Below are 18,380 nucleotides of genomic sequence, written 5' to 3'. Positions count from 1 at the left end.
TCACTTCCGGACTAAACATACCTGGTCAACACGGCAAAAACCAGAAACAAGGCCATAAGGACCAGGGTCACGTAATCCCCGGTGCCCATTACCAGTTCCTTTAACCTGGTACGGCCGGTACCGCCGCGGTAGCACCTGGCTTCCATGGCCATGGCCAGGTCATCGGCCCGCTTGAAGGCATTGACGAAGAGGGGTACCAGCAAGGGAATCATGTTCTTGGCCCGGCGCCACAAGTTGCCGCTTTCAAAATCCGCTCCCCGGGCCAACTGGGCCTTCATGATTTTTTCCGTTTCTTCCAATAGGGTTGGGATGAACCGCAGGGCTATGCTCATCATCATGGCCAGTTCGTGGGCGGGAATGCCAACCTTGCGCCCGGGACTCAAGAGATATTCAAGACCGTCGGTCAGGCGGATCGGGGAAGTGGTCAGGGTCAGCAGGGAGGTAATAAAGACCAGGAAGATGAGCCTTAATCCCATAAAAACCCCCTGGCGCACTCCTTCCCAGGTAATCTTGAAAATCCCCCACCGGAAGATCTCTGTACCCGGAGTCAAAAACAGGTGTAAGGTGACGGTAAAGACAATAATGATCAGGACCGGTTTCAAGCCTTTTAGTAAATAGCGAAACGGGATCTGGGACAGGAGGATGGCCAGCAGGGTGAATGCTCCCATGGAAATATAGCCCAAAGCGGTCTTGACGGAAAACAGGGCCACCATGAAGATGACCGCACTCAGGATCTTGGTCCTGGGATCCAGGTGGTGCACCGGAGAATCCCCCGGTATATATTGTCCAATGGTGATATCCTTAAGCATGTTTCCTCTCTCTCCACCAACTTAAGATTTCTTGGCTGGCCTCCTCCACCGTCAGCACGTCGGTTCTCACCCGGTAACCCATGCTGTTGAGCCGTTCCATGAGAATGCCCACTAAAGGTACTCCCAAGCCTAAAGACTGTAATTCCTTCACCCGGGAAAAGACCTGCCTGGGCGGTCCATCCATAATCACTTTGCCCTTGTGCATGACGATGACGCGGCGAGCATAGCGCGCCACATCTTCCATGTTGTGGGAAACCAGGATGACGGTGATCCCCAAGGAGCGATGCATGGCGGCAATTTGCTCCAAGATTTCATCCCGGCCCTTGGGGTCCAAGCCGGCCGTCGGCTCATCCAGGATCAACACCTGTGGTTCCATGGCCAACACCCCGGCAATGGCCACCCGGCGCATCTGCCCCCCGCTTAAAGCAAAGGGAGAACGGTCTTTCACCGCTGCAAAATCCAGACCCACGGTTGTTAACGCCTTGCGCACCCGGCGGTCTACTTCTTCCGGGGATAGCTGCAGGTTTCTCGGTCCGAAAGCCACATCATCGTACACCGTTTCTTCAAACAGCTGGTGTTCCGGGTACTGGAAAACCAACCCCACCCTTTGCCTGATTTTGATGAGGTTAGCCTTATTGGAGAGGACGTCCAAATCCCCTACCCAGATGTTCCCTTCCGTAGGCAGTAACAGCCCGTTGAGGTGCTGCACCAGGGTGGATTTGCCTGAACCGGTATGACCGATGAGCCCGATAAACTCTCCCGGCTCGATCGTTAAATTAATATTGTCTAATGCCTTTGTTTCAAAAGGGGTACCAGATTTATACACATGGGATACCCCGTCCACCACTATCCGCATAAGCACTTCACCATTTCTTCCACCGTCAGTACGTCGGGAGGAATATCCATCCCTCCTTGACGCAGCAGACTTGCTAGTTCTGTCATCTGGGGCACATCCATGCGCAGTTGCTTGAGCTTTTCCACATGGGCGAATACTTCCCGCGGGGTGCCGGTCAGCTCAATTCTCCCGTGTTCCATGACAATGACCCGGTCCGCATGAACTGCTTCATCCATATAGTGGGTAATATGAATCACGCCAAGGCCTTCTTCTTTATTCAACCGCATCACAGTTGACATAACTTCCTGCCTGCCCTGGGGATCCAGCATCGCGGTAGGCTCATCCAATACCAGGTAATCGGGCCGCATGGCAATCACCCCGGCAATGGCCACTCTCTGCTTTTGACCTCCGGACAGCAAATGAGGCTCCTTCAATTTGAATTCGCTCATCCGCACCAGCTCCAGGGCTTCATCCACCCGCTGGCGGATTTCCGCCGAAGGAATACCCAGATTCTCCGGCCCGAAAGCCACATCTTCTTCCACGGATGTGGCCACCAACTGGTTATCCGGGTTTTGAAAGACCATGCCTACCCGGCGCCGGATTTCCCACATGTTTTCCACTTGCCGGGTATCCAACCCATCCACGAGCACGCGGCCTTTGGTGGGCAATAGGAGGCCGTTTAGATGCTTGGCCAAAGTGGATTTACCGGAACCGTTGTGCCCAATGATTACTACAAATTCCCCTTTGGCCACGGTAAGACTAACCCCGGCCACTGCTTGTACTTCTCCCCCATCTCTGGAGGTATAGCTGTGCTCCAAGTCGATTACCTCGATCATAGACCCACCTGCCTTCTGTGCCTAAAAAAACAAGCCAGGAAATATCGGCCTGCCCCGCCGCACCTCCTGACTCTGCTTTATCTCTGGCTATGCCAACTCTATCAGTACCATTTCTGCAGCATCGCCACGCCGATAGCCTTTTTTGATAATCCGGGTATAACCACCCTGCCTGTCGGCATAACGTGGAGCAATTTCTGCAAACAGTTTTCTAACCACATCTTCTTCCCGTATATAAGCAAGAGCTTGACGCCGGGCGTGAAGGTCACCCTTTTTGCCCAGAGTGATCATTTTTTCAGCTACCCGCCTTAACTCTTTGGCTCTTGGCTCCGTAGTTTCAATGCGGCCTTCTTTTAATAAGGAAGTGACCATGTTTCTGAGCATGGCTTTGCGGTGATCGGTTTTCATGCCTAGTTTGCGAGTGGCCATGTCCCTCTACCTCCTTTACTCATCGGGCTTGCGCAAAGACAATCCCAATTCTGCAAGTTTTGAAATTACCTCCTCCAGGGACTTCTTCCCTAGATTTCTTACTTTCATCATATCTTCTTCCGTACGCTGGATTAGTTCTTCCACCGTATTGATCCCCGCCCGCTTCAGGCAGTTGTAGGAGCGAACGGACAGATCCAGTTCTTCGATGGTCATTTCCAGGACCTTGTCCTTTTTCTCTTCTTCTTTCTCCACCATCGTGACCTCATCGCTGATCTTTTCGGTCAACCCGATAAAGAGTTTTAGATGATCGCTCAGGATCTTGGCCGAGGAGCTGATGGCCTCATCCGGGGCGATACTGCCGTCCGTCCAAACTTCCAGGGTCAAGCGGTCATAATCCATGCTGTGGCCCACCCGGGTGTCTTCAATGGTATAGTTGACTTTCAGCACGGGAGAAAACAAGGAATCAATGGGTATGACCCCAATGACATGCCCGTCTTTCTTGTTTTTTTCAGCCGGGCGATAGCCCCGGCCTTTCTCCACGACCATCTCCGCCCTTAACTTGCCGTCCGCTTCCAGCGTCGCGACTTTGAGATCAGGATTAAGAATCTCCACATCGGCATCATGAATGATATCTCCCGCTGTGATGACTCCCTCTCCCGCAGCATCGATGCGCACTGTTTTCGGCTCATCGCAATGGAGTTTAACGGAAAGACTCTTCAAATTGAGAATGATATCGGTTACATCTTCCAGCACACCGGGAATCGTGGAAAACTCGTGCAGTACACCGTCGATTTTGACGGAAGTAACTGCTGCACCAGGCAGAGAAGAAAGCAGAATCCTCCGGAGGGAATTGCCTAGTGTGATGCCGTAACCCCTTTCCAAGGGCTCAACCACGAACTTACCATAACGATTGTCATCGCTGCGCTCAACGCACTCGATCTTAGGTTTTTCAATCTCTAACATTCTTACCCTCCTTCGATAGCTTTCGCCTTCCTTCCGAGGTTACTTGGAGTACAATTCCACGATGAGATGCTCCTGGATGCCTGTATCGATTTCTTCACGGGAAGGAAATGCCGCTACCCTGCCTTCTAAGGCTTCCATATTGCGTTCCAGCCAAGCAGGCGGGGTTTTATGAACGGCTGCTTCAGCCAGTTCTTTAAACTTGGGCGACTTCATGCTCTTTTCCGCTACTTTGATGACGTCGCCGATTTCCACCAAGTAAGAAGGAATATTGACCCTGCGCCCGTTCACGGTGAAATGTCCATGGCGCACCAGCTGCCTGGCTTCCACCCGGGAACTGGCTAAACCTAGACGGTAAACCACGTTGTCCAATCTTCTTTCCAGCAGTCGCAGCAGGTTTTCCCCGGTGATACCTTTTTGCCGTTCGGCTTTTACAAAGTAACCGCGGAACTGTCTTTCCATCACGCCGTAAATACGTTTTGCCTTTTGTTTTTCCCTGAGCTGCAGCCCGTATTCAGAATGTTTGGCTCGCTGCTGTCCATGCTGTCCCGGTGCATATCCTTTCCGATCCACAGAACACTTGTCGGAGTAGCACCGGTCCCCTTTCAGATATAATTTGACACCTTCGCGCCGGCAAAGGCGGCATACTGCTCCAGTATATCTTGCCAAAGTCCGTGCACCTCCTTATACTCTTCTGCGTTTCGGCGGCCGGCAGCCGTTGTGGGGAATAGGAGTTACGTCCTTGATCATGCTGACCTCTAAACCTGCCGCCTGCAGGGAACGAATCGCTGCTTCCCGGCCGGCCCCGGGGCCTTTCACATAACATTCTACTTCCTTCATGCCGTGCTCCATAGCGGCCTTGGCGGCAGCCTCGGCGGCCATTTGGGCAGCGTAAGGAGTACTCTTTCTCGATCCTTTAAAACCGATGGTACCGGCACTGGCCCAGGAAATGGTGTTACCGGCTTTATCAGTAATGGTCACAATTGTATTGTTAAAAGTCGACTTGACGTGAGCTACGCCGTATTCAACGTTTTTCCGGTCACGCCGTCTTGTACGCGTAGGCCTTTTCGCCATCCAATGTTCCCCCTTTCCTTACTTCTTCCGCTTGACGCCCACAGTTCTCCTGGGGCCTTTCCGGGTACGAGCGTTGGTCTTGGTCCGCTGACCCCTGACGGGTAAGCCTCTCCGGTGCCTAATGCCCCGGTAGCAACCGATTTCCATTAACCGCTTGATGTTGAGAGAGACTTCTCTTCTCAAATCGCCTTCGACGGTGTATTCTTTATCGATGATTTCTCTCAGCCTGCTCACTTCATCTTCAGTGAGGTCCCGCACCCGCGTATCCGGATTGACATTGGCCTTGGCTAAGATTTCCTTGGATCTGGAACGGCCGATGCCGTAAATGTAAGTCAAGGCTATTTCCACTCGCTTATCCCGGGGTAAGTCTACTCCGGCAATCCTTGCCATTAAGTTGCACCTCCAAATAACAGACTTAAATCTACAATCAAACCAGCAGTGGAGGAATCACTCAAGAAGGGGTGTGCGACCGGCTAAAAGTCGCTCCTGAGAATTCCGGGGTTTGTCCTAAAAGTCCCACTTCCGGGGCAGCCGCACCTTTAGGACAAGTCCACTGGTGCTAATTAACCTTGTCTTTGCTTGTGCTTGGGATTTTCGCAGATGACCATAACTCTGCCTTTTCTCTTGATAATCTTGCACTTTTCACAGATTGGCTTTACTGATGGCTTTACCTTCATTGTTAACACTCCTTTACCATGAGTAGCCTGCCACCAATGTTACTTGTACCTGTATACTATCCGCCCGCGGGAAAGATCATAAGGGGATAATTCCACCGTCACCCGGTCCCCCGGCAAGATACGAATGAAATTCATGCGAATCTTTCCGGAAACATGGGCGAGCACTTTATGACCATTTTCTAATTCTACCCTAAACATGGCATTTGGTAAAGGCTCAATTACCCTACCTTGAAATTCGATTAAGTCTTCCTTCGCCACTCATCTAACCCCCTTTTAGGCTTAAGAGTCTTCCCGGTAAATGGCAAGCAAATCCGCCAGCTTTTTACGTATCTCCACATTAGAAACAGGGTTTCCGGTCTCCAAGCGACTGCCTATTTCCTCCGCTTTCAGTTGAGTTGCTTTCAAGTGTTTAATATTTTTACGTTTCGGACGTTGGACAGGACGATATTTGCCGTCAACCACATACACGAAAGTGCCGTACTTGGCGTTGTCATACCCGGCCACCAAATAGGCTCGACCCCTATCCCGGCCGGCAACGGAAATCACCAGCTGTCCGGGTTCTAATTCAGGCTCTAACGTCACCCAAACACCCCCCGGGCTACAACTTTGTTAAAATCTCAGGGCCATCCGGTGTAACGGCGACGGTGTGCTCGAAATGAGCCGAGGGCATACCGTCTCGCGTCACCACGGTCCAGTCGTCTTGCAGCACCTTGACCTGATCGGTACCCATATTGACCATGGGTTCAATGGCCAGGGTCATCCCTGCCTTCAGGCGGGGCCCCCGCCCCGGAGGACCGAAATTAGGTACTTGGGGCTCCTCATGCAACCTGGCGCCGATACCGTGTCCAACATAGTCCTTCACGACGGAAAACCCAAACTTCTTCACATAGCTTTCAACCGCATGGGAGATATCGCTTAAACGATTACCGACCACTGCCTTTTCAATGGCAGCCATCAGGGATTCCCGGGTAACCTGCAAAAGCTGCATCACTTTCGCATCTACTTCTCCCACCGGCAGCGTGATGGCCGCGTCGCCATGATATCCATTTATATCCACGCCCACATCAATACTAATAATATCTCCCGCTACCAGCTTCCTTAAACCCGGAATGCCATGCACCACTTGTTCGTTGACTGATGTACAAATACTGGCGGGAAAACCGTTATAACCTTTAAAAGAGGGAGTGCCGCCATGTTCGCGGATGATTCTTTCGGCAATGGCATCCAGTTCCTTGGTGGTAATGCCCGGTTCTACTGCTTCCTCCATCGCCTTCAGCACAATGGCTACTACGCGGCCAGCCTCGCGCATATAGCCCAATTCCTTCTCGGATTTGAGCACAATCATGCCCAATCTCTTCCTAAGGCCTTTCCGATGGCAACCAGCACTTCGGGAATGGGACGATCCCCGTCAATGTCTTTCAGCAGTCCCCGCTCCCGGTAAAAATCAATCAATGGAGCGGTGTTCTGGTGGTACACCTTCAACCGGTTGGTGACTGTTTCCTCATTATCGTCGCTGCGCTGGTACAACTCTCCCTGGCAGTGATCACACACGTTCTCTTGTTTCGGGGGATTGAAGACCACATGGAAACTCGCACCGCACTGGCGGCAAATGCGCCGTCCCGTTAAGCGAGCCACCAGTTTCTCATCCGGCACGGAGATATTCAACACGGCATCCAGGGACATGCCGAGTTCTTTTAACAACTGCTCTAACGCCTCTGCCTGCGGCACCGTTCTGGGGAACCCATCCAACAGGAATCCTTCGGCACAATCCGGCTGTGACAATCTCTCCTTGACTATTCCGATGGTTACTTCATCAGGTACTAATTGACCCGCATCCATATACTCCTTGGCTTTTTTACCTAGTTCCGTGCCCTCGCTGATGGCTTTCCGGAACATGTCACCCGTCGAGATATGCGGAATAGCCAGTTTTGCCACCAAAGTTTCGGCTTGCGTTCCTTTCCCAGCACCGGGAGGTCCCATAATCAACAATCTCATTATTAATTACCTCCTTAAATTATTTTACAGTTACCGGTAAAGTTCAGCCGTACCTCTGCTACTTCATAAAGCCCTGATAGTGCCGCATCAGCAAGTGGGATTCCATCTGCTTCATGGTATCCAATGCTACACCTACCACAATCAACAGACTTGTGCCGCCAAAATAGATATTGAGTCCGGTCAGCGACATGATAATGTTGGGGAGCAATGCAATTGCTGCCAGGAACACGGCCCCAGCTAAAGTGATCCGGCTTAGTACTCTTTCAATATACTCGGCCGTAGGCTTGCCCGGGCGAATACCCGGTATGAAGCCGCCGTACTTTTTGATGTTTTCGGCCACATCCGCCGGGTTAAAAGTAACTGCCGTATAGAAATAGGTAAAGAAGACGATCAGCAACGCATAAAAGATCATATATAGTGGTGCGTTGAAATTAAAATGCCGCAGCACAAATTGAGCCACGCCGTTTTCCGGGAACCAGCTGGCGATGGTCGACGGAAACATGAGAATTGACATGGCGAAAATAACCGGAATAACCCCTGCCTGGTTCACTTTCAAGGGAATGTGAGTGCTTTGCCCGCCGTAAACCCGCCGGCCAACTACCCGCTTGGCGTACTGGACGGGAATACGTCTTTGTCCTTCCTGGATAGCCACCACGCCGGCGATGACCAGCACGGCGATGATGCAGAAGGCGATGACACCGAAAATGCTCACTTCACCGGCCAGGACTTCCTGGATGACATTGTATGTGCCCATGGGCAAACGAGACACTATCCCGGCGAAAATGATCAGGGAAATACCGTTGCCGATACCTTTTTCCGTGATCAGTTCACCTAACCACATCAGGAAAGCGGTACCTGCAGTCAGGGTAATAACGATGACTGTGTAAGTTAAGAAGGATGGATTCACCAGGGCCGTACGGAGATAGAAGGTCATGCCGATGGCCTGAATCGTACCTAAAACCACAGTGCCGTAACGGGTATACTGGACGATTTTCTTCCGCCCTTCTTCTCCCTCTTTCGCCAGGCGCTCCAATTGGGGAATGACCACCGTCAACAGCTGCATGATAATGGAGGCGTTAATGTAAGGCATAATCCCCATGGCAAAGACGGTAAAAGTCTTAAAAGCTCCCCCGGAAATGATGTCGAAAAAGCCGAAGATATTGTGCTGCATCATCTGAGCCAGGATCTCACGGTTGATAAAGGGTACCGGGACGTGAGCTCCTAACCTGAAGATGAGAAACATGAGCAGCGTAAAGCCTATTCTCTTCCTTAGGTCCGGCAGCTTCATGGCACTGGACAGTGTTTGCAGCACCTTAAATCACCTCTGCTCTTCCGCCGGCCGCCTCGATTTTCTCCCGGGCCGACTGGCTGAAGCTGTGTGCTTTGACGGTAAGTGCCTTTTCCAAACTGCCGTTGCCTAAGATCTTAACCCCGTCTTTCACACTCTTGATCACACCGCTTTCCACCAAGAGAGCCGGGGTGACCTCAGTGCCTGCTTCGAAACGATTCAGGGTTTCCACGTTTACGGCAACGATCTCTTTCTTAAAGACATTGGTAAAGCCTCTTTTCGGCAATCTGCGGTAAAGAGGCATTTGACCGCCCTCAAAGCCAGGGCGCACTCCGCCGCCGGAACGAGCTTTTTGTCCTTTGTGCCCTCTGCCGGAGGTTTTGCCGGAACCTGAGCCAATGCCGCGGCCTACCCGGTGAGCTTTAAAGCGAGAACCCTTTGCTGGCTTTAATTCGTGGAGCTTCAACGTCAACACCTCCTTAAGCCTCTATTTCCTCAACGGCCAACAGATGCTCTAGTTTTTTGATCTTACCGCGAATATCGGGGGTATCGTTTTGGATAACGCTCCCATTGAGCTTGCTGAGGCCCAGGGAATAGGCAGTACGCCGCTGGCGCTCAGACCTGCCAATGAGACTGCGTACCAGAGTTATTTTCAATTTCTTGGCCACTTAGATCCCTCCTAGCCCAACAGTTCCTCGACTGATTTGCCCCGGAGTCTAGCCACCTGCTCGACTGTCTTCAGTGATTGCAATCCTTCCAATGTGGCATATACCATATTGTTAGCGTTGGAAGAACCCAGGGACTTGGTCAGGATATCTTTTACCCCGGCCAGTTCAAGGACCGCCCGCACCGGACCACCGGCGATCACGCCTGTACCGGGGGCGGCAGGTTTTAACAAGACGCTGCCGGCACCGAACTGACCAATCACCTGATGGGGAATGGTGGTTCCGACGATGGGTACTTTAATCAAGTTTTTCTTAGCGTTTTCTATGCCTTTCCGGATGGCTTCCGGTACTTCCGCCGCCTTCCCTAAACCTGCTCCTACATGACCGTTCTTATCGCCCACAACGACCAGAGCGCTGAAACTGAATCTCCGGCCACCTTTCACTACTTTGGCAACCCGGTTGATGGATACAACCTTTTCGACCAATTCCATATCTTTTGGATCGATCTGCACTAAACCTTCCCTCCTTTTCCTAGAAGTCCAAACCGGCTTCCCTGGCTCCATCCGCCAGAGCGGCTACCCGGCCGTGATAGATATACCCGCTTCGATCAAACACAACAGATTTGATGCCTTTCGCCAAAGCTTTCTCCCCAATGAGTTGACCAACTCTTTTTGCCGCTTCTTTATTGCACTTGCTGGTTAACTCATCCCGCAGGGGGGCTTCCAAGGTGGAAGCAGCCACTAAAGTGGTGCCGTTTACATCGTCAATAATCTGGGCATAAATATGCTTGTTGCTCCGGTACACGCAAAGCCTGGGACGCTGGGGTGTCCCGGAGATCTTTTTCCTGATCCGGTAATGCTTCTTCTTGCGGACGGCGTTCTTATCTACCAGCTTAAACAATCATATCACTCCCCTCTACCAGCGCTAGGCGTTACCTATTTCTTAGCACCTGTCTTACCGACCTTACGGCGGATGACTTCATTCTCGTATTTAATGCCCTTGCCTTTATAGGGTTCCGGGGGCCTAATGCCTCTGATGTATGCCGCCAGGGCCCCTACCCGTTCTTTATCGATACCTTTTACCACGATTTTGTTCTGAGCCGGTACTTCGATTTCGATACCCGCTTCGGGGACGATTTCCACGGGCTGGGAATAACCGACGGTCAGGACCAGCTTATTGCCCTGCTTGGCTGCCCGGTAACCCACACCGACCAGTTCCAAGTTTTTGCTGAAACCTTTGGTGACACCTTCAACCATATTGTTAACAAGGGTTCTGGTCAAACCATGAAGCGCCTTGTGTTTTTTCTCTTCGGAGGGCCTGGTAACGACGATCTGATTACCTTCGATGGCCACCTGCATATCCGGGTGCAAGGTTCTCTCAAGCTGTCCTTTCGGTCCTTTGACCCGGATCCTATTACCGTCCAGGTTTACCTCAACCCCGGAGGGTATGGTGATCGGTGCTCGACCAATTCTGGACATGTATCACACCTCCTGCAGTAACTGGGATATCCTTCCTCTTACCAGATGTAACAGATCACTTCTCCGCCTATACCTTCCCGACGAGCCTGCTTATCGGTCATCAATCCCTTTGAGGTGGAAAGCACGGCAATACCTAAACCATTCAATACTTTGGGCACTGCATCTTTCTTCGCATAAACCCTGAGGCCCGGTTTGGAAATCCTTTTCAAACCGGTGATTACCTTTTCCCGGTTGGGACCGTATTTCAGGTAAATCCTGATGATGCCCTGTTTGCCGTCTTCAATGTGCTCAAAATCCTTGATGAAACCCTCATCCTTCATGATTTGGGTCATGGCCAGTTTCATCTTTGAAGACGGCACTTCAACGGTTTCCTTGTATACCAAATTTGCATTGCGGATCCTGGTCAAGAAATCCGCAATCGGATCGGTCATGGTCATGGACAAAACCTCCTTCCCCTATTGTTACCAGCTGCTCTTGGTTACGCCTGGAATCTCACCCTTGTAAGCCAGTTCTCTGAAACAAATCCGGCACATGCCGAATTTCCTCATATAGGCATGCGGGCGTCCGCAAAGCTTGCAACGGTTATGGTATCTTACTTTGAACTTAACCGGGCGCTTCTGCCTGGCGATCATGGATTTTTTCGCCAACTTTGTTTTCCCTCCTTAGTGTAGTCTGGCTTCCAGTGAATTACCTTTCCCTGAAGGACATACCCAACAACTTCAACAATTCATAGGCTTCTTCGTCGGTCTTGGCGGTGGTGATAAAGGAAATGTTCATGCCCCGCACTTTATCTACCTTGTCATAATCGATTTCCGGGAAAATGATTTGTTCTCTTAAGCCCAGCGTATAATTGCCTCTCCCGTCAAAGCCGTGGGGATTAACTCCTCTAAAGTCACGCACCCTGGGCAGGACTGCACTCAACAGTTTATTGACAAAGGCATACATCCGTTCTCCCCGCAGGGTAACTTTCACCCCGATCGGCATTCCTTCCCGCAGCTTAAAGGCGGCAATGGATTTCTTCGCCCTGGTGATAACCGGTTTTTGCCCGGATATAGCCATTAAGTCTTCGACCGCTCCGTCCAGTGCTTTAGGATTCTGGGTGGCTTCGCCCACCCCCATGTTGATGACCACTTTCGACAGTTTGGGAATGGCCATCATGTTTTTATAGCCGAACTTTTCCTGCATGGCAGGAACGACTTCATTCAGATACTTCTCCTTCAGTGAGCCCATTTGGCAAACCCCCTTTCCTGCAGCTAATCGATTACTTCACCGCACTTCTTGCATGTCCTGACCTTACTCCCGTCGGCCAAGACTTTTTTCCCAATCCTGGTGGCTTTGTCGCACTTAGGACAAACCAACATCACATTGGAGCTGTGAATCGGCGCTTCTTTCTCAATAATACCGCCTTGAGGCATGGTCCTGGTAGGCCTGGTATGCCGCTTCACAATATTGGCTTTCTCTACAACTACCCTTTGGTTTTTGGGAAATACCGCCAGCACTTTCCCTTTGTGCCCTGCGTCTTTCCCGGTAATAACGACTACTGTGTCACCTTTCTTAACGTGAACTTTCGAGGCCAAGATCTTCACCTCCATCCATGAGTATCATGCCGATTACAGCACTTCCGGCGCCAGGGAAATGATTTTCATGAAATCCTTTTCCCGCAGTTCCCGGGCTACAGGGCCAAAAATACGGGTGCCCCGCGGGTTTCCCTGATCGTTAATAATCACCGCCGCATTCTCGTCAAACTTGATATAGGAACCGTCAGGTCTCTTGATGGGCCGGTTAACCCGCACCACCACGGCCTTTACCACGTCACCTTTTTTAACAACGCCTCCTGGTGTTGCTTCTTTAACGGAAGCGATAATCACATCGCCGACGGTGGCATACTTTTTCCCGGTACCGCCTAAAACGCGGATGCACAGAATCTCTTTCGCCCCACTGTTGTCACCGACTTTGAGCCTGCTTTCTTGTTGAATCACAGGACTACCCCCCTTTTCTCGGTAATTGCCTGCCTCTATGATTAAATCTGTTGTGCTTTCTCAACAATCTCCACCAAGCGCCATCTTTTTTCTTTGCTCAGCGGACGAGTTTCCATGATTTTGACCAGGTCTCCCACGCGGCATTCGTTGTTCTCGTCATGGACTTTGAACTTCTTACTGGTCTTCACTCTTTTGCCATAGAGAGGATGCCTTTTCAAAGTTTCTACGGCAACTACGATGGTTTTGTCCATCTTATCACTGACAACGCGCCCGATCCGGACTTTACGTCTACCTCTCTCGGTCAAGGAAATCCCTCCTTATTTCACCTTTGTCTCTTTTAATTCCCGCTCGCGGAGAACTGTCTTGACGCGGGCAATATTCCGGCGCACGTCCCTAATCCGCATGGGATTATCTAATTGCCCGGTAGCCAACTGAAACCGCAGGTTGAACAGTTCCTGCTTGAGATCCTCCACCTTTTTTTGCAGTTCTTTTGTGGTCAAGTCTCTCACTTCTTTAGCTTTCATTGGCTTCACCACCCAATTCTGCTCGCGTGATGAATTTCGTTTTGACCGGCAGCTTATGGGCTGCAAGCCGCATAGCCTCCCGGGCTATCTCTTCCGAAACACCCGCCAGCTCAAATAATACTCTACCAGGTTTAATCGCTGCTACCCAGTACTCCGGCGTACCTTTTCCGCTACCCATCCGGGTTTCCGCCGGTTTATAAGTAATGGGGCGATCGGGGAAAATCTTAATCCAAACTTTACCGCCGCGGCGAATATAACGGGTCATGGCAATACGAGCCGCTTCAATTTGCCGACTGGTAATCCAACCGGGTTCCAATGCTTGCAATCCGTATTCACCATAGGCGATCTCATTCCCTTTTTGCGCACGACCGCTTAAGTTTCTCGGTTTATGAGGTCTACGCCATTTAACCCTTTTTGGCATCAACATGTTTATTTGCCCCCTTCCTGTACCGCCTCTTTAGCCTCTGGAAGGACTTCTCCCTTGTAGATCCAGACTTTGACCCCCAGTTTACCGTAAGTAGTCATGGCTTCGGCAAACCCGTAGTCAATATCAGCCCTTAAGGTATGAAGAGGCACTTTGCCTTCGCTGTACCATTCCGTTCTAGCAATTTCCGCTCCTCCCAGGCGGCCGGAGATAGCAATCCTGATCCCCTCCGCTCCCATGCGCATGGTGCGGCTCACGGCTTGCTTCATGGCACGCCTGAAGGATACCCGTTTTTCCAACTGGGCGGCTACGTTCTCCGCCACTAATTGAGCTTCCAGCTCAGGTTTCTTAACTTCAACGATATTGATGCTGACCCGTTTGCCGGTCATGTGTTCCAGCTGGTGACGCAGCTTCTCCACTTCGCTGCCGCCGCGACCGATCACGATACCGGGCTTCGCTGTATGCAGGTAAATCCGCATGCTGTTGGCCGCCCGCTCTATTTCAATTTTCGGGATGCCGGCGCTGTACAGGGTTTGCTTCAAATAACGGCGGATTTTAATATCTTCATGCAAGAGTTCGGTGTAATCCTTATCTGCAAACCACCTGGCGTCCCAATCCTTAATGATCCCGATCCGCAATCCTTTAGGATGAACCTTTTGCCCCACTAACTAAACCTCCTTTTCCTTAACCACCACGGTAATATGGCTGGTCCGTCTTCTAATCATGTCAGCCCTTCCAAAAGCCCGAGGTTTGTATCTCTTCAAAGTGGGTCCTTGATCCACACAAATTTTCGCCACATAGAGATTGTCAACATCCATGTTGTAATTATGCTCAGCGTTCGCAATGGCTGATTTCAAACACTTCGCCACCGGGGTCGCCGCTCTTTTGGGCACAAATCGCAAAATGGCCAGTGCCTCAGCCACATCCTTGCCGCGAATAAGATCGACGACCTGCCGCACCTTATTCGGGGAGATCCTAATATACTTTGCTACTGCCTTGGCCTCCATATAGACCCTCCTTCCTAAAAGCCGTCATCAACAAATTATTTCAAGGCCGTTGACCGTTCCGTATGATCTCCGTGTCCTTTGAAAACCCTGGTAGGAGCGAATTCTCCCAGCTTGTGCCCCACCATATCCTCGGTGATGTAGATGGGTACGTGCTTCTTGCCATCGTGCACTGCCAGCGTATGCCCAACCATTTCCGGGAAAATGGTGGAACGTCTCGACCAGGTCTTAATGACTCTCTTTTCACCGGTTTCATTCATCTTTTGAATTTTCGCCAACAGCTTGGGATCACAGTATGGCCCTTTCTTTAAGGATCTTCCCACAGAGTGTGACCTCCTTTCCTATTTCCTGCGTTTCACGATCAGGCGATCTGATGCCTTGTTCTTCTTCCTGGTCTTCCTGCCCAATGCCGGATGGCCCCATGGTGTAACCGGGTTACGACCGGCACCGGTCTTACCTTCACCACCGCCGTGGGGGTGATCCACCGGGTTCATCACGACACCGCGGACTGAAGGCCGCTTGTTCATCCAGCGGGAACGCCCTGCTTTCCCGATGGTAATGTTCTCATGTTCAATATTGCTCACTTGACCGACAGTGGCCCGGCAGTTAAGGTGGATCAAGCGCACTTCACCGGAGCCCAACCGCACATGGGCGTAATCGCCTTCCTTGGCCATCAGCTGCGCTGAGCTGCCTGCGGAACGAACCAGCTGGCCGCCTTTCCCGGGCTTTAGTTCAATGTTATGGATGACGGTACCCACGGGAATGTTTCTCAAAGGAAGGGCATTACCCGTAACGATATCAGCTTCGGGACCTGAATACAGCACGTCGCCGACCTTAATCCCATGGGGTGCAATAATATATCTCTTTTCACCGTCAGCGTAATTCAACAGCGCGATGTAAGCCGAACGGTTCGGATCGTATTCAATGGTGGCTACTTTAGCCGGGATGTTGTCTTTATCCCTCTTGAAATCAATGATGCGATACTTTCTCTTATGTCCCCCGCCCTGGTGCCTGACAGTGATGGTCCCTTGACTGTTACGACCTGCCTTCTTTTTAAGGGGCGCCGTTAATGGCTTATAAGGTTGATCGGTCGTAATCTCCTCAAAGGTGTTAACGGACATCTGCCTGAGGCCCGGCGAGGTTGGTTTGAATTTTTTAATCGCCATGCTATTCCCTCCTCTAGACGACCGGTTTACAGCCCTTCGAAAATCTCGATCTTATCTCCTGGTCTCAGTTTAACGATTGCCTTCTTCCGATCCGGGGTTTTTCCTTCAAAACGGCCTTGACGCCTTTTCTTGCCTCGCACCATCATGGTGTAAACTTTCTCCACCTTGACGTTGAAGAGCTCTTGAATGGCGTGCTTGATTTCGATCTTATTGGCCTTCGGGTCAACAATAAAAGTGTATTTATTGTCTTCCATCAAGCCCATGGATTTCTCCGAAATCACCGGGCGAATAATGATATCCTGAGGTCTCCGCACTACGCCAGCACCTCCTCGACTTGAGCCACAGCCTCTTTGGTCATCACTAACTTGTCATGATACAAGATGTCGTAAACATTTAAACCCTTTGCTTCCAAGGGTAAGACGCCGGGAATGTTGCGGGCAGACTTTTCCACTTTCTCGTCATAGCCTGCCGTGACTACTAAGGCTTTCGGTTCCGCCTTCAGGGCTTTTAAGACCTTCACCATTTCCTTAGTTTTAATTTCCGGCAAACTTAAATCCTCCACTACCACCAGGTTTCCTTCCTGTACTTTAGCGGAGAGGGCTGAACGCAGTGCCAGGCGGCGTACTTTCTTCGGCAAGCTGTAGCCGTATTTCCGGGGCCTCGGTCCGAAAACGATACCACCTTTACGCCACAGGGGTGAACGAATGCTGCCGACTCTGGCCCGGCCCGTGCCTTTTTGCCGCCAAGGTTTCCGGCCGCCGCCGGCTACTTCGGCCCGGGTTTTGGTGGAAGCCGTTCCCAGCCTCCGGCTGGCCAGCTGCATCACCACCGCGCTGTGGAGCACCGCTTCATTGACCTGGCATCCGAAAACCCGGTCATTCAACTCCATTTCTCCTACCACTTCACCTTGCATATTATAAACAGCTACCTTCGGCATGTTCCTTCCTCCTTTCCATCGCACCTAGGCTTTGGCCTTCTTGGATTGGGTGATCACCAAAAGGCCCTTGCGAGGTCCGGGCACGGCACCCTTCACCAGTAATAGATTCCGTTCCGGAATGGTTTTCACCACTTCCAGGTTTTGCACCGTCACTGTCCGGTGACCCATGTGACCGGGTAATTTCCGTCCTTTAAATACCCGGGCCGGACCTTTCGCACCCAAGGAACCGGGACGCCGGTGATATTTGGAACCATGGGCCATAGGACCGCGGCCAAAGCCATGACGCTTAACACCGCCGGCAAAGCCTTTACCTTTGGAAATACCTTTCACATCCACCTTGTCCCCGGCGGCAAAGACGTCAACCTTTATTTCCTGCCCTACTTGGTAATCATCGGCATTTTCCACTTTGAATTCCCTGAGGTAATGGAAAGGCTTCACACCCGCTTTGGCAAAATGCCCTTTCAAGGGCTTATTCACTCTTCTTTCAGACCTGGCTTCAAAACCTAATTGAACGGCAGTATAACCGTCATTTTCCACAGTCTTTTTCTGTACTACCACACAGGGACCGGCTTCGATGACGGTCACCGGGATGACCATGCCTTCATCGTTAAAGACCTGGGTCATGCCCAGTTTTTTGCCCAGTATTCCTTTCATCCTTGGCACCTCCATAATGCTTTACTACAGTTTGATCTCGATGTCCACCCCTGCAGGTAAATCCAAACGCATCAAAGCATCCACCGTTTTGGGGGTTGGGTCCAAAATGTCGATCAGGCGCTTGTGGGTGCGCATCTCAAATTGTTCCCGGGAGTCTTTGTTAACGTGGGGTGAACGTAAAATGGTGAAGATGTTTTTCTCGGTGGGTAAAGGAACTGGCCCCGATACATCAGCCCCTGTTCTTTTGGCAGTCTCAACGATTTTCTGCGCGGACTGATCCAGCAGTCTGTGATCAAAGGCTTTCAATCTAATACGGATTTTCTGCTTAGCCATACTTCTATTTTCCTCCTCTGCGCCCGATTTAAAGCGGACATTCTCGGTGAAAATTCCCCCGGTACCGGCGTGATACCGGGCAACCTCTCACGTCATCGCCTGATTGCTTCAGACAATTTGAATCTTACGAATGGAATCCAGGTGCCAGCGACCGCACTACTTGCATCAGCGGCCGCTGGCCCAAAGTTTCTATTCGTGGATTGCACTTACAACACCGGCACCGACGGTACGACCGCCTTCACGAATAGCAAAGCGCAGTCCTTCTTCCATGGCGATAGGTGTAATCAGCTCAATGTACATCTTCACGTTATCGCCG

At 51.2% G+C, this 18,380-nt stretch carries 36 protein-coding genes; all 36 read right to left on the bottom strand.

The genetic code is table 11. The annotated features are described in order from the left end of the window. Window positions 1-11 precede the first annotated feature (11 nt). Window positions 12-809 carry an energy-coupling factor transporter transmembrane protein EcfT gene (locus GXX34_01055; GenBank protein HHW06114.1) on the bottom strand — a complete coding sequence of 266 codons (798 nt, stop codon included), beginning with the start codon at window positions 807-809 and terminating at the stop codon, window positions 12-14. Next, window positions 802-1,665, bottom strand: a complete 864-nt coding sequence (locus GXX34_01050; GenBank protein HHW06113.1) for an energy-coupling factor transporter ATPase — start codon at window positions 1,663-1,665, stop codon at window positions 802-804. Before GXX34_01050 ends, GXX34_01055 begins: the two co-directional genes overlap by 8 nt. Then, entirely contained in the window at window positions 1,656-2,480 is an 825-nt protein-coding gene (locus tag GXX34_01045; GenBank protein ID HHW06112.1) for an energy-coupling factor transporter ATPase, read from the bottom strand. The genes GXX34_01050 and GXX34_01045 overlap by 10 nt, the downstream gene beginning before the upstream one ends. Before the next feature lie 87 nt (window positions 2,481-2,567). After that, complete coding sequence (gene rplQ, locus GXX34_01040) at window positions 2,568-2,906, bottom strand: 50S ribosomal protein L17 (GenBank protein ID HHW06111.1); 339 nt, start codon at window positions 2,904-2,906, stop codon at window positions 2,568-2,570. 15 nt (window positions 2,907-2,921) lie between these two features. Continuing rightward, entirely contained in the window at window positions 2,922-3,869 is a 948-nt protein-coding gene (locus tag GXX34_01035) for a DNA-directed RNA polymerase subunit alpha (GenBank protein ID HHW06110.1), read from the bottom strand. A 39-nt stretch (window positions 3,870-3,908) separates the two neighbouring features. Next, on the bottom strand, window positions 3,909-4,535 hold the full coding sequence (rpsD, locus tag GXX34_01030; protein HHW06109.1) for a 30S ribosomal protein S4: 627 nt from the start codon (window positions 4,533-4,535) through the stop codon (window positions 3,909-3,911). 15 nt (window positions 4,536-4,550) lie between these two features. After that, window positions 4,551-4,940, bottom strand: a complete 390-nt coding sequence (gene rpsK, locus GXX34_01025; GenBank protein ID HHW06108.1) for a 30S ribosomal protein S11 — start codon at window positions 4,938-4,940, stop codon at window positions 4,551-4,553. 18 nt (window positions 4,941-4,958) lie between these two features. Continuing rightward, the gene (gene rpsM, locus GXX34_01020) at window positions 4,959-5,330 is read right to left on the bottom strand and encodes a 30S ribosomal protein S13 (GenBank protein HHW06107.1); all 372 of its coding nucleotides are present in this window, start codon (window positions 5,328-5,330) and stop codon (window positions 4,959-4,961) included. Window positions 5,331-5,503: 173 nt separating this feature from the next. Continuing rightward, the gene (gene rpmJ, locus GXX34_01015) at window positions 5,504-5,617 is read right to left on the bottom strand and encodes a 50S ribosomal protein L36 (protein HHW06106.1); all 114 of its coding nucleotides are present in this window, start codon (window positions 5,615-5,617) and stop codon (window positions 5,504-5,506) included. Between the two features lie 39 nt (window positions 5,618-5,656). Beyond that, the gene (gene infA, locus GXX34_01010; GenBank protein HHW06105.1) at window positions 5,657-5,875 is read right to left on the bottom strand and encodes a translation initiation factor IF-1; all 219 of its coding nucleotides are present in this window, start codon (window positions 5,873-5,875) and stop codon (window positions 5,657-5,659) included. A gap of 21 nt (window positions 5,876-5,896) precedes the next feature. Next, entirely contained in the window at window positions 5,897-6,199 is a 303-nt protein-coding gene (locus tag GXX34_01005; GenBank protein ID HHW06104.1) for an RNA-binding protein, read from the bottom strand. Between the two features lie 16 nt (window positions 6,200-6,215). Then, window positions 6,216-6,962, bottom strand: a complete 747-nt coding sequence (gene map / locus GXX34_01000; GenBank protein HHW06103.1) for a type I methionyl aminopeptidase — start codon at window positions 6,960-6,962, stop codon at window positions 6,216-6,218. Next, window positions 6,959-7,612 carry an adenylate kinase gene (locus GXX34_00995; GenBank protein HHW06102.1) on the bottom strand — a complete coding sequence of 218 codons (654 nt, stop codon included), beginning with the start codon at window positions 7,610-7,612 and terminating at the stop codon, window positions 6,959-6,961. The genes map and GXX34_00995 overlap by 4 nt, the downstream gene beginning before the upstream one ends. 58 nt (window positions 7,613-7,670) lie before the next feature. Next, window positions 7,671-8,924: a preprotein translocase subunit SecY gene (gene secY, locus GXX34_00990; GenBank protein HHW06101.1), complete on the bottom strand. Its 1,254-nt coding sequence runs from the start codon at window positions 8,922-8,924 to the stop codon at window positions 7,671-7,673. Window position 8,925: 1 nt separating this feature from the next. Next, on the bottom strand, window positions 8,926-9,366 hold the full coding sequence (gene rplO, locus GXX34_00985; GenBank protein ID HHW06100.1) for a 50S ribosomal protein L15: 441 nt from the start codon (window positions 9,364-9,366) through the stop codon (window positions 8,926-8,928). A 13-nt stretch (window positions 9,367-9,379) separates the two neighbouring features. After that, on the bottom strand, window positions 9,380-9,568 hold the full coding sequence (gene rpmD, locus GXX34_00980; GenBank protein ID HHW06099.1) for a 50S ribosomal protein L30: 189 nt from the start codon (window positions 9,566-9,568) through the stop codon (window positions 9,380-9,382). 11 nt (window positions 9,569-9,579) lie between these two features. Beyond that, entirely contained in the window at window positions 9,580-10,077 is a 498-nt protein-coding gene (gene rpsE / locus GXX34_00975; protein ID HHW06098.1) for a 30S ribosomal protein S5, read from the bottom strand. A 19-nt stretch (window positions 10,078-10,096) separates the two neighbouring features. Continuing rightward, complete coding sequence (gene rplR / locus GXX34_00970) at window positions 10,097-10,465, bottom strand: 50S ribosomal protein L18 (GenBank protein HHW06097.1); 369 nt, start codon at window positions 10,463-10,465, stop codon at window positions 10,097-10,099. 35 nt (window positions 10,466-10,500) lie between these two features. Continuing rightward, a complete protein-coding gene (rplF, locus tag GXX34_00965; protein HHW06096.1) occupies window positions 10,501-11,043 on the bottom strand; it encodes a 50S ribosomal protein L6 in 543 nt (180 codons plus the stop codon). Between the two features lie 38 nt (window positions 11,044-11,081). Further along, the gene (gene rpsH / locus GXX34_00960) at window positions 11,082-11,480 is read right to left on the bottom strand and encodes a 30S ribosomal protein S8 (protein HHW06095.1); all 399 of its coding nucleotides are present in this window, start codon (window positions 11,478-11,480) and stop codon (window positions 11,082-11,084) included. A gap of 24 nt (window positions 11,481-11,504) precedes the next feature. Then, window positions 11,505-11,690, bottom strand: coding sequence for a type Z 30S ribosomal protein S14 (locus GXX34_00955; protein ID HHW06094.1), 186 nt, complete (start codon window positions 11,688-11,690; stop codon window positions 11,505-11,507). A 40-nt stretch (window positions 11,691-11,730) separates the two neighbouring features. Further along, window positions 11,731-12,273: a 50S ribosomal protein L5 gene (gene rplE / locus GXX34_00950; GenBank protein ID HHW06093.1), complete on the bottom strand. Its 543-nt coding sequence runs from the start codon at window positions 12,271-12,273 to the stop codon at window positions 11,731-11,733. Between the two features lie 23 nt (window positions 12,274-12,296). Beyond that, window positions 12,297-12,635 (bottom strand): 50S ribosomal protein L24, encoded by a 339-nt coding sequence (locus GXX34_00945; protein HHW06092.1) that lies wholly within the window; start codon window positions 12,633-12,635, stop codon window positions 12,297-12,299. Window positions 12,636-12,653: 18 nt separating this feature from the next. Continuing rightward, window positions 12,654-13,022, bottom strand: coding sequence for a 50S ribosomal protein L14 (rplN, locus tag GXX34_00940; protein HHW06091.1), 369 nt, complete (start codon window positions 13,020-13,022; stop codon window positions 12,654-12,656). Window positions 13,023-13,063: 41 nt separating this feature from the next. Beyond that, window positions 13,064-13,327 carry a 30S ribosomal protein S17 gene (rpsQ, locus tag GXX34_00935; GenBank protein HHW06090.1) on the bottom strand — a complete coding sequence of 88 codons (264 nt, stop codon included), beginning with the start codon at window positions 13,325-13,327 and terminating at the stop codon, window positions 13,064-13,066. A gap of 12 nt (window positions 13,328-13,339) precedes the next feature. Further along, on the bottom strand, window positions 13,340-13,546 hold the full coding sequence (gene rpmC / locus GXX34_00930) for a 50S ribosomal protein L29 (GenBank protein HHW06089.1): 207 nt from the start codon (window positions 13,544-13,546) through the stop codon (window positions 13,340-13,342). Further along, window positions 13,536-13,973, bottom strand: a complete 438-nt coding sequence (gene rplP, locus GXX34_00925; GenBank protein HHW06088.1) for a 50S ribosomal protein L16 — start codon at window positions 13,971-13,973, stop codon at window positions 13,536-13,538. Before rplP ends, rpmC begins: the two co-directional genes overlap by 11 nt. Window positions 13,974-13,975: 2 nt before the next feature. Further along, window positions 13,976-14,635, bottom strand: a complete 660-nt coding sequence (rpsC, locus tag GXX34_00920; protein HHW06087.1) for a 30S ribosomal protein S3 — start codon at window positions 14,633-14,635, stop codon at window positions 13,976-13,978. Window positions 14,636-14,638: 3 nt separating this feature from the next. Beyond that, complete coding sequence (gene rplV, locus GXX34_00915; GenBank protein HHW06086.1) at window positions 14,639-14,977, bottom strand: 50S ribosomal protein L22; 339 nt, start codon at window positions 14,975-14,977, stop codon at window positions 14,639-14,641. Between the two features lie 35 nt (window positions 14,978-15,012). Then, window positions 15,013-15,297 (bottom strand): 30S ribosomal protein S19, encoded by a 285-nt coding sequence (gene rpsS / locus GXX34_00910; protein HHW06085.1) that lies wholly within the window; start codon window positions 15,295-15,297, stop codon window positions 15,013-15,015. 18 nt (window positions 15,298-15,315) lie between these two features. Beyond that, window positions 15,316-16,140: a 50S ribosomal protein L2 gene (gene rplB / locus GXX34_00905; protein HHW06084.1), complete on the bottom strand. Its 825-nt coding sequence runs from the start codon at window positions 16,138-16,140 to the stop codon at window positions 15,316-15,318. 26 nt (window positions 16,141-16,166) lie between these two features. Further along, window positions 16,167-16,454, bottom strand: a complete 288-nt coding sequence (gene rplW, locus GXX34_00900) for a 50S ribosomal protein L23 (GenBank protein HHW06083.1) — start codon at window positions 16,452-16,454, stop codon at window positions 16,167-16,169. After that, window positions 16,454-17,077, bottom strand: coding sequence for a 50S ribosomal protein L4 (rplD, locus tag GXX34_00895; GenBank protein HHW06082.1), 624 nt, complete (start codon window positions 17,075-17,077; stop codon window positions 16,454-16,456). Before rplD ends, rplW begins: the two co-directional genes overlap by 1 nt. A 24-nt stretch (window positions 17,078-17,101) precedes the next feature. Next, entirely contained in the window at window positions 17,102-17,731 is a 630-nt protein-coding gene (gene rplC, locus GXX34_00890; protein HHW06081.1) for a 50S ribosomal protein L3, read from the bottom strand. A 24-nt stretch (window positions 17,732-17,755) separates the two neighbouring features. Further along, window positions 17,756-18,064, bottom strand: coding sequence for a 30S ribosomal protein S10 (gene rpsJ / locus GXX34_00885; protein ID HHW06080.1), 309 nt, complete (start codon window positions 18,062-18,064; stop codon window positions 17,756-17,758). 189 nt (window positions 18,065-18,253) lie between these two features. Next, window positions 18,254-18,380: elongation factor Tu (gene tuf / locus GXX34_00880; GenBank protein ID HHW06079.1), on the bottom strand; the 127-nt coding region annotated here is incomplete at its 5' end.

The organism is Clostridia bacterium (assembly GCA_012840125.1).
GTDB lineage: Bacteria > Bacillota > DULZ01 > DULZ01 > DULZ01 > DULZ01.
The sequence above is the reverse complement of the archived record's forward strand: the minus strand, read 5'-3'. Positions and strand labels throughout refer to the sequence as shown.

Coding starts and splice junctions, on each gene's coding strand:
- rplE (HHW06093.1), bottom strand. CDS start 12,273: ATGGGCTCACTGAAGGAGAAGTATCTGAATGAAGTCGTTCCTGCCATG.
- GXX34_01050 (HHW06113.1), bottom strand. CDS start 1,665: ATGCGGATAGTGGTGGACGGGGTATCCCATGTGTATAAATCTGGTACC.
- GXX34_01055 (HHW06114.1), bottom strand. CDS start 809: ATGCTTAAGGATATCACCATTGGACAATATATACCGGGGGATTCTCCG.
- rpmC (HHW06089.1), bottom strand. CDS start 13,546: ATGAAAGCTAAAGAAGTGAGAGACTTGACCACAAAAGAACTGCAAAAA.
- rplP (HHW06088.1), bottom strand. CDS start 13,973: ATGTTGATGCCAAAAAGGGTTAAATGGCGTAGACCTCATAAACCGAGA.
- GXX34_00995 (HHW06102.1), bottom strand. CDS start 7,612: ATGAGATTGTTGATTATGGGACCTCCCGGTGCTGGGAAAGGAACGCAA.
- rplB (HHW06084.1), bottom strand. CDS start 16,140: ATGGCGATTAAAAAATTCAAACCAACCTCGCCGGGCCTCAGGCAGATG.
- rplF (HHW06096.1), bottom strand. CDS start 11,043: ATGTCCAGAATTGGTCGAGCACCGATCACCATACCCTCCGGGGTTGAG.
- rplV (HHW06086.1), bottom strand. CDS start 14,977: ATGGAGGCCAAGGCAGTAGCAAAGTATATTAGGATCTCCCCGAATAAG.
- rpsJ (HHW06080.1), bottom strand. CDS start 18,064: ATGGCTAAGCAGAAAATCCGTATTAGATTGAAAGCCTTTGATCACAGA.
- rpsM (HHW06107.1), bottom strand. CDS start 5,330: ATGGCAAGGATTGCCGGAGTAGACTTACCCCGGGATAAGCGAGTGGAA.
- rplD (HHW06082.1), bottom strand. CDS start 17,077: ATGCCGAAGGTAGCTGTTTATAATATGCAAGGTGAAGTGGTAGGAGAA.
- rpsK (HHW06108.1), bottom strand. CDS start 4,940: ATGGCGAAAAGGCCTACGCGTACAAGACGGCGTGACCGGAAAAACGTT.
- rplC (HHW06081.1), bottom strand. CDS start 17,731: ATGAAAGGAATACTGGGCAAAAAACTGGGCATGACCCAGGTCTTTAAC.
- GXX34_00945 (HHW06092.1), bottom strand. CDS start 12,635: ATGGAGGTGAAGATCTTGGCCTCGAAAGTTCACGTTAAGAAAGGTGAC.
- GXX34_01045 (HHW06112.1), bottom strand. CDS start 2,480: ATGATCGAGGTAATCGACTTGGAGCACAGCTATACCTCCAGAGATGGG.
- rpsH (HHW06095.1), bottom strand. CDS start 11,480: ATGACCATGACCGATCCGATTGCGGATTTCTTGACCAGGATCCGCAAT.
- GXX34_01035 (HHW06110.1), bottom strand. CDS start 3,869: ATGTTAGAGATTGAAAAACCTAAGATCGAGTGCGTTGAGCGCAGCGAT.
- rplQ (HHW06111.1), bottom strand. CDS start 2,906: ATGGCCACTCGCAAACTAGGCATGAAAACCGATCACCGCAAAGCCATG.
- rpmJ (HHW06106.1), bottom strand. CDS start 5,617: ATGAAGGTAAAGCCATCAGTAAAGCCAATCTGTGAAAAGTGCAAGATT.
- map (HHW06103.1), bottom strand. CDS start 6,962: ATGATTGTGCTCAAATCCGAGAAGGAATTGGGCTATATGCGCGAGGCT.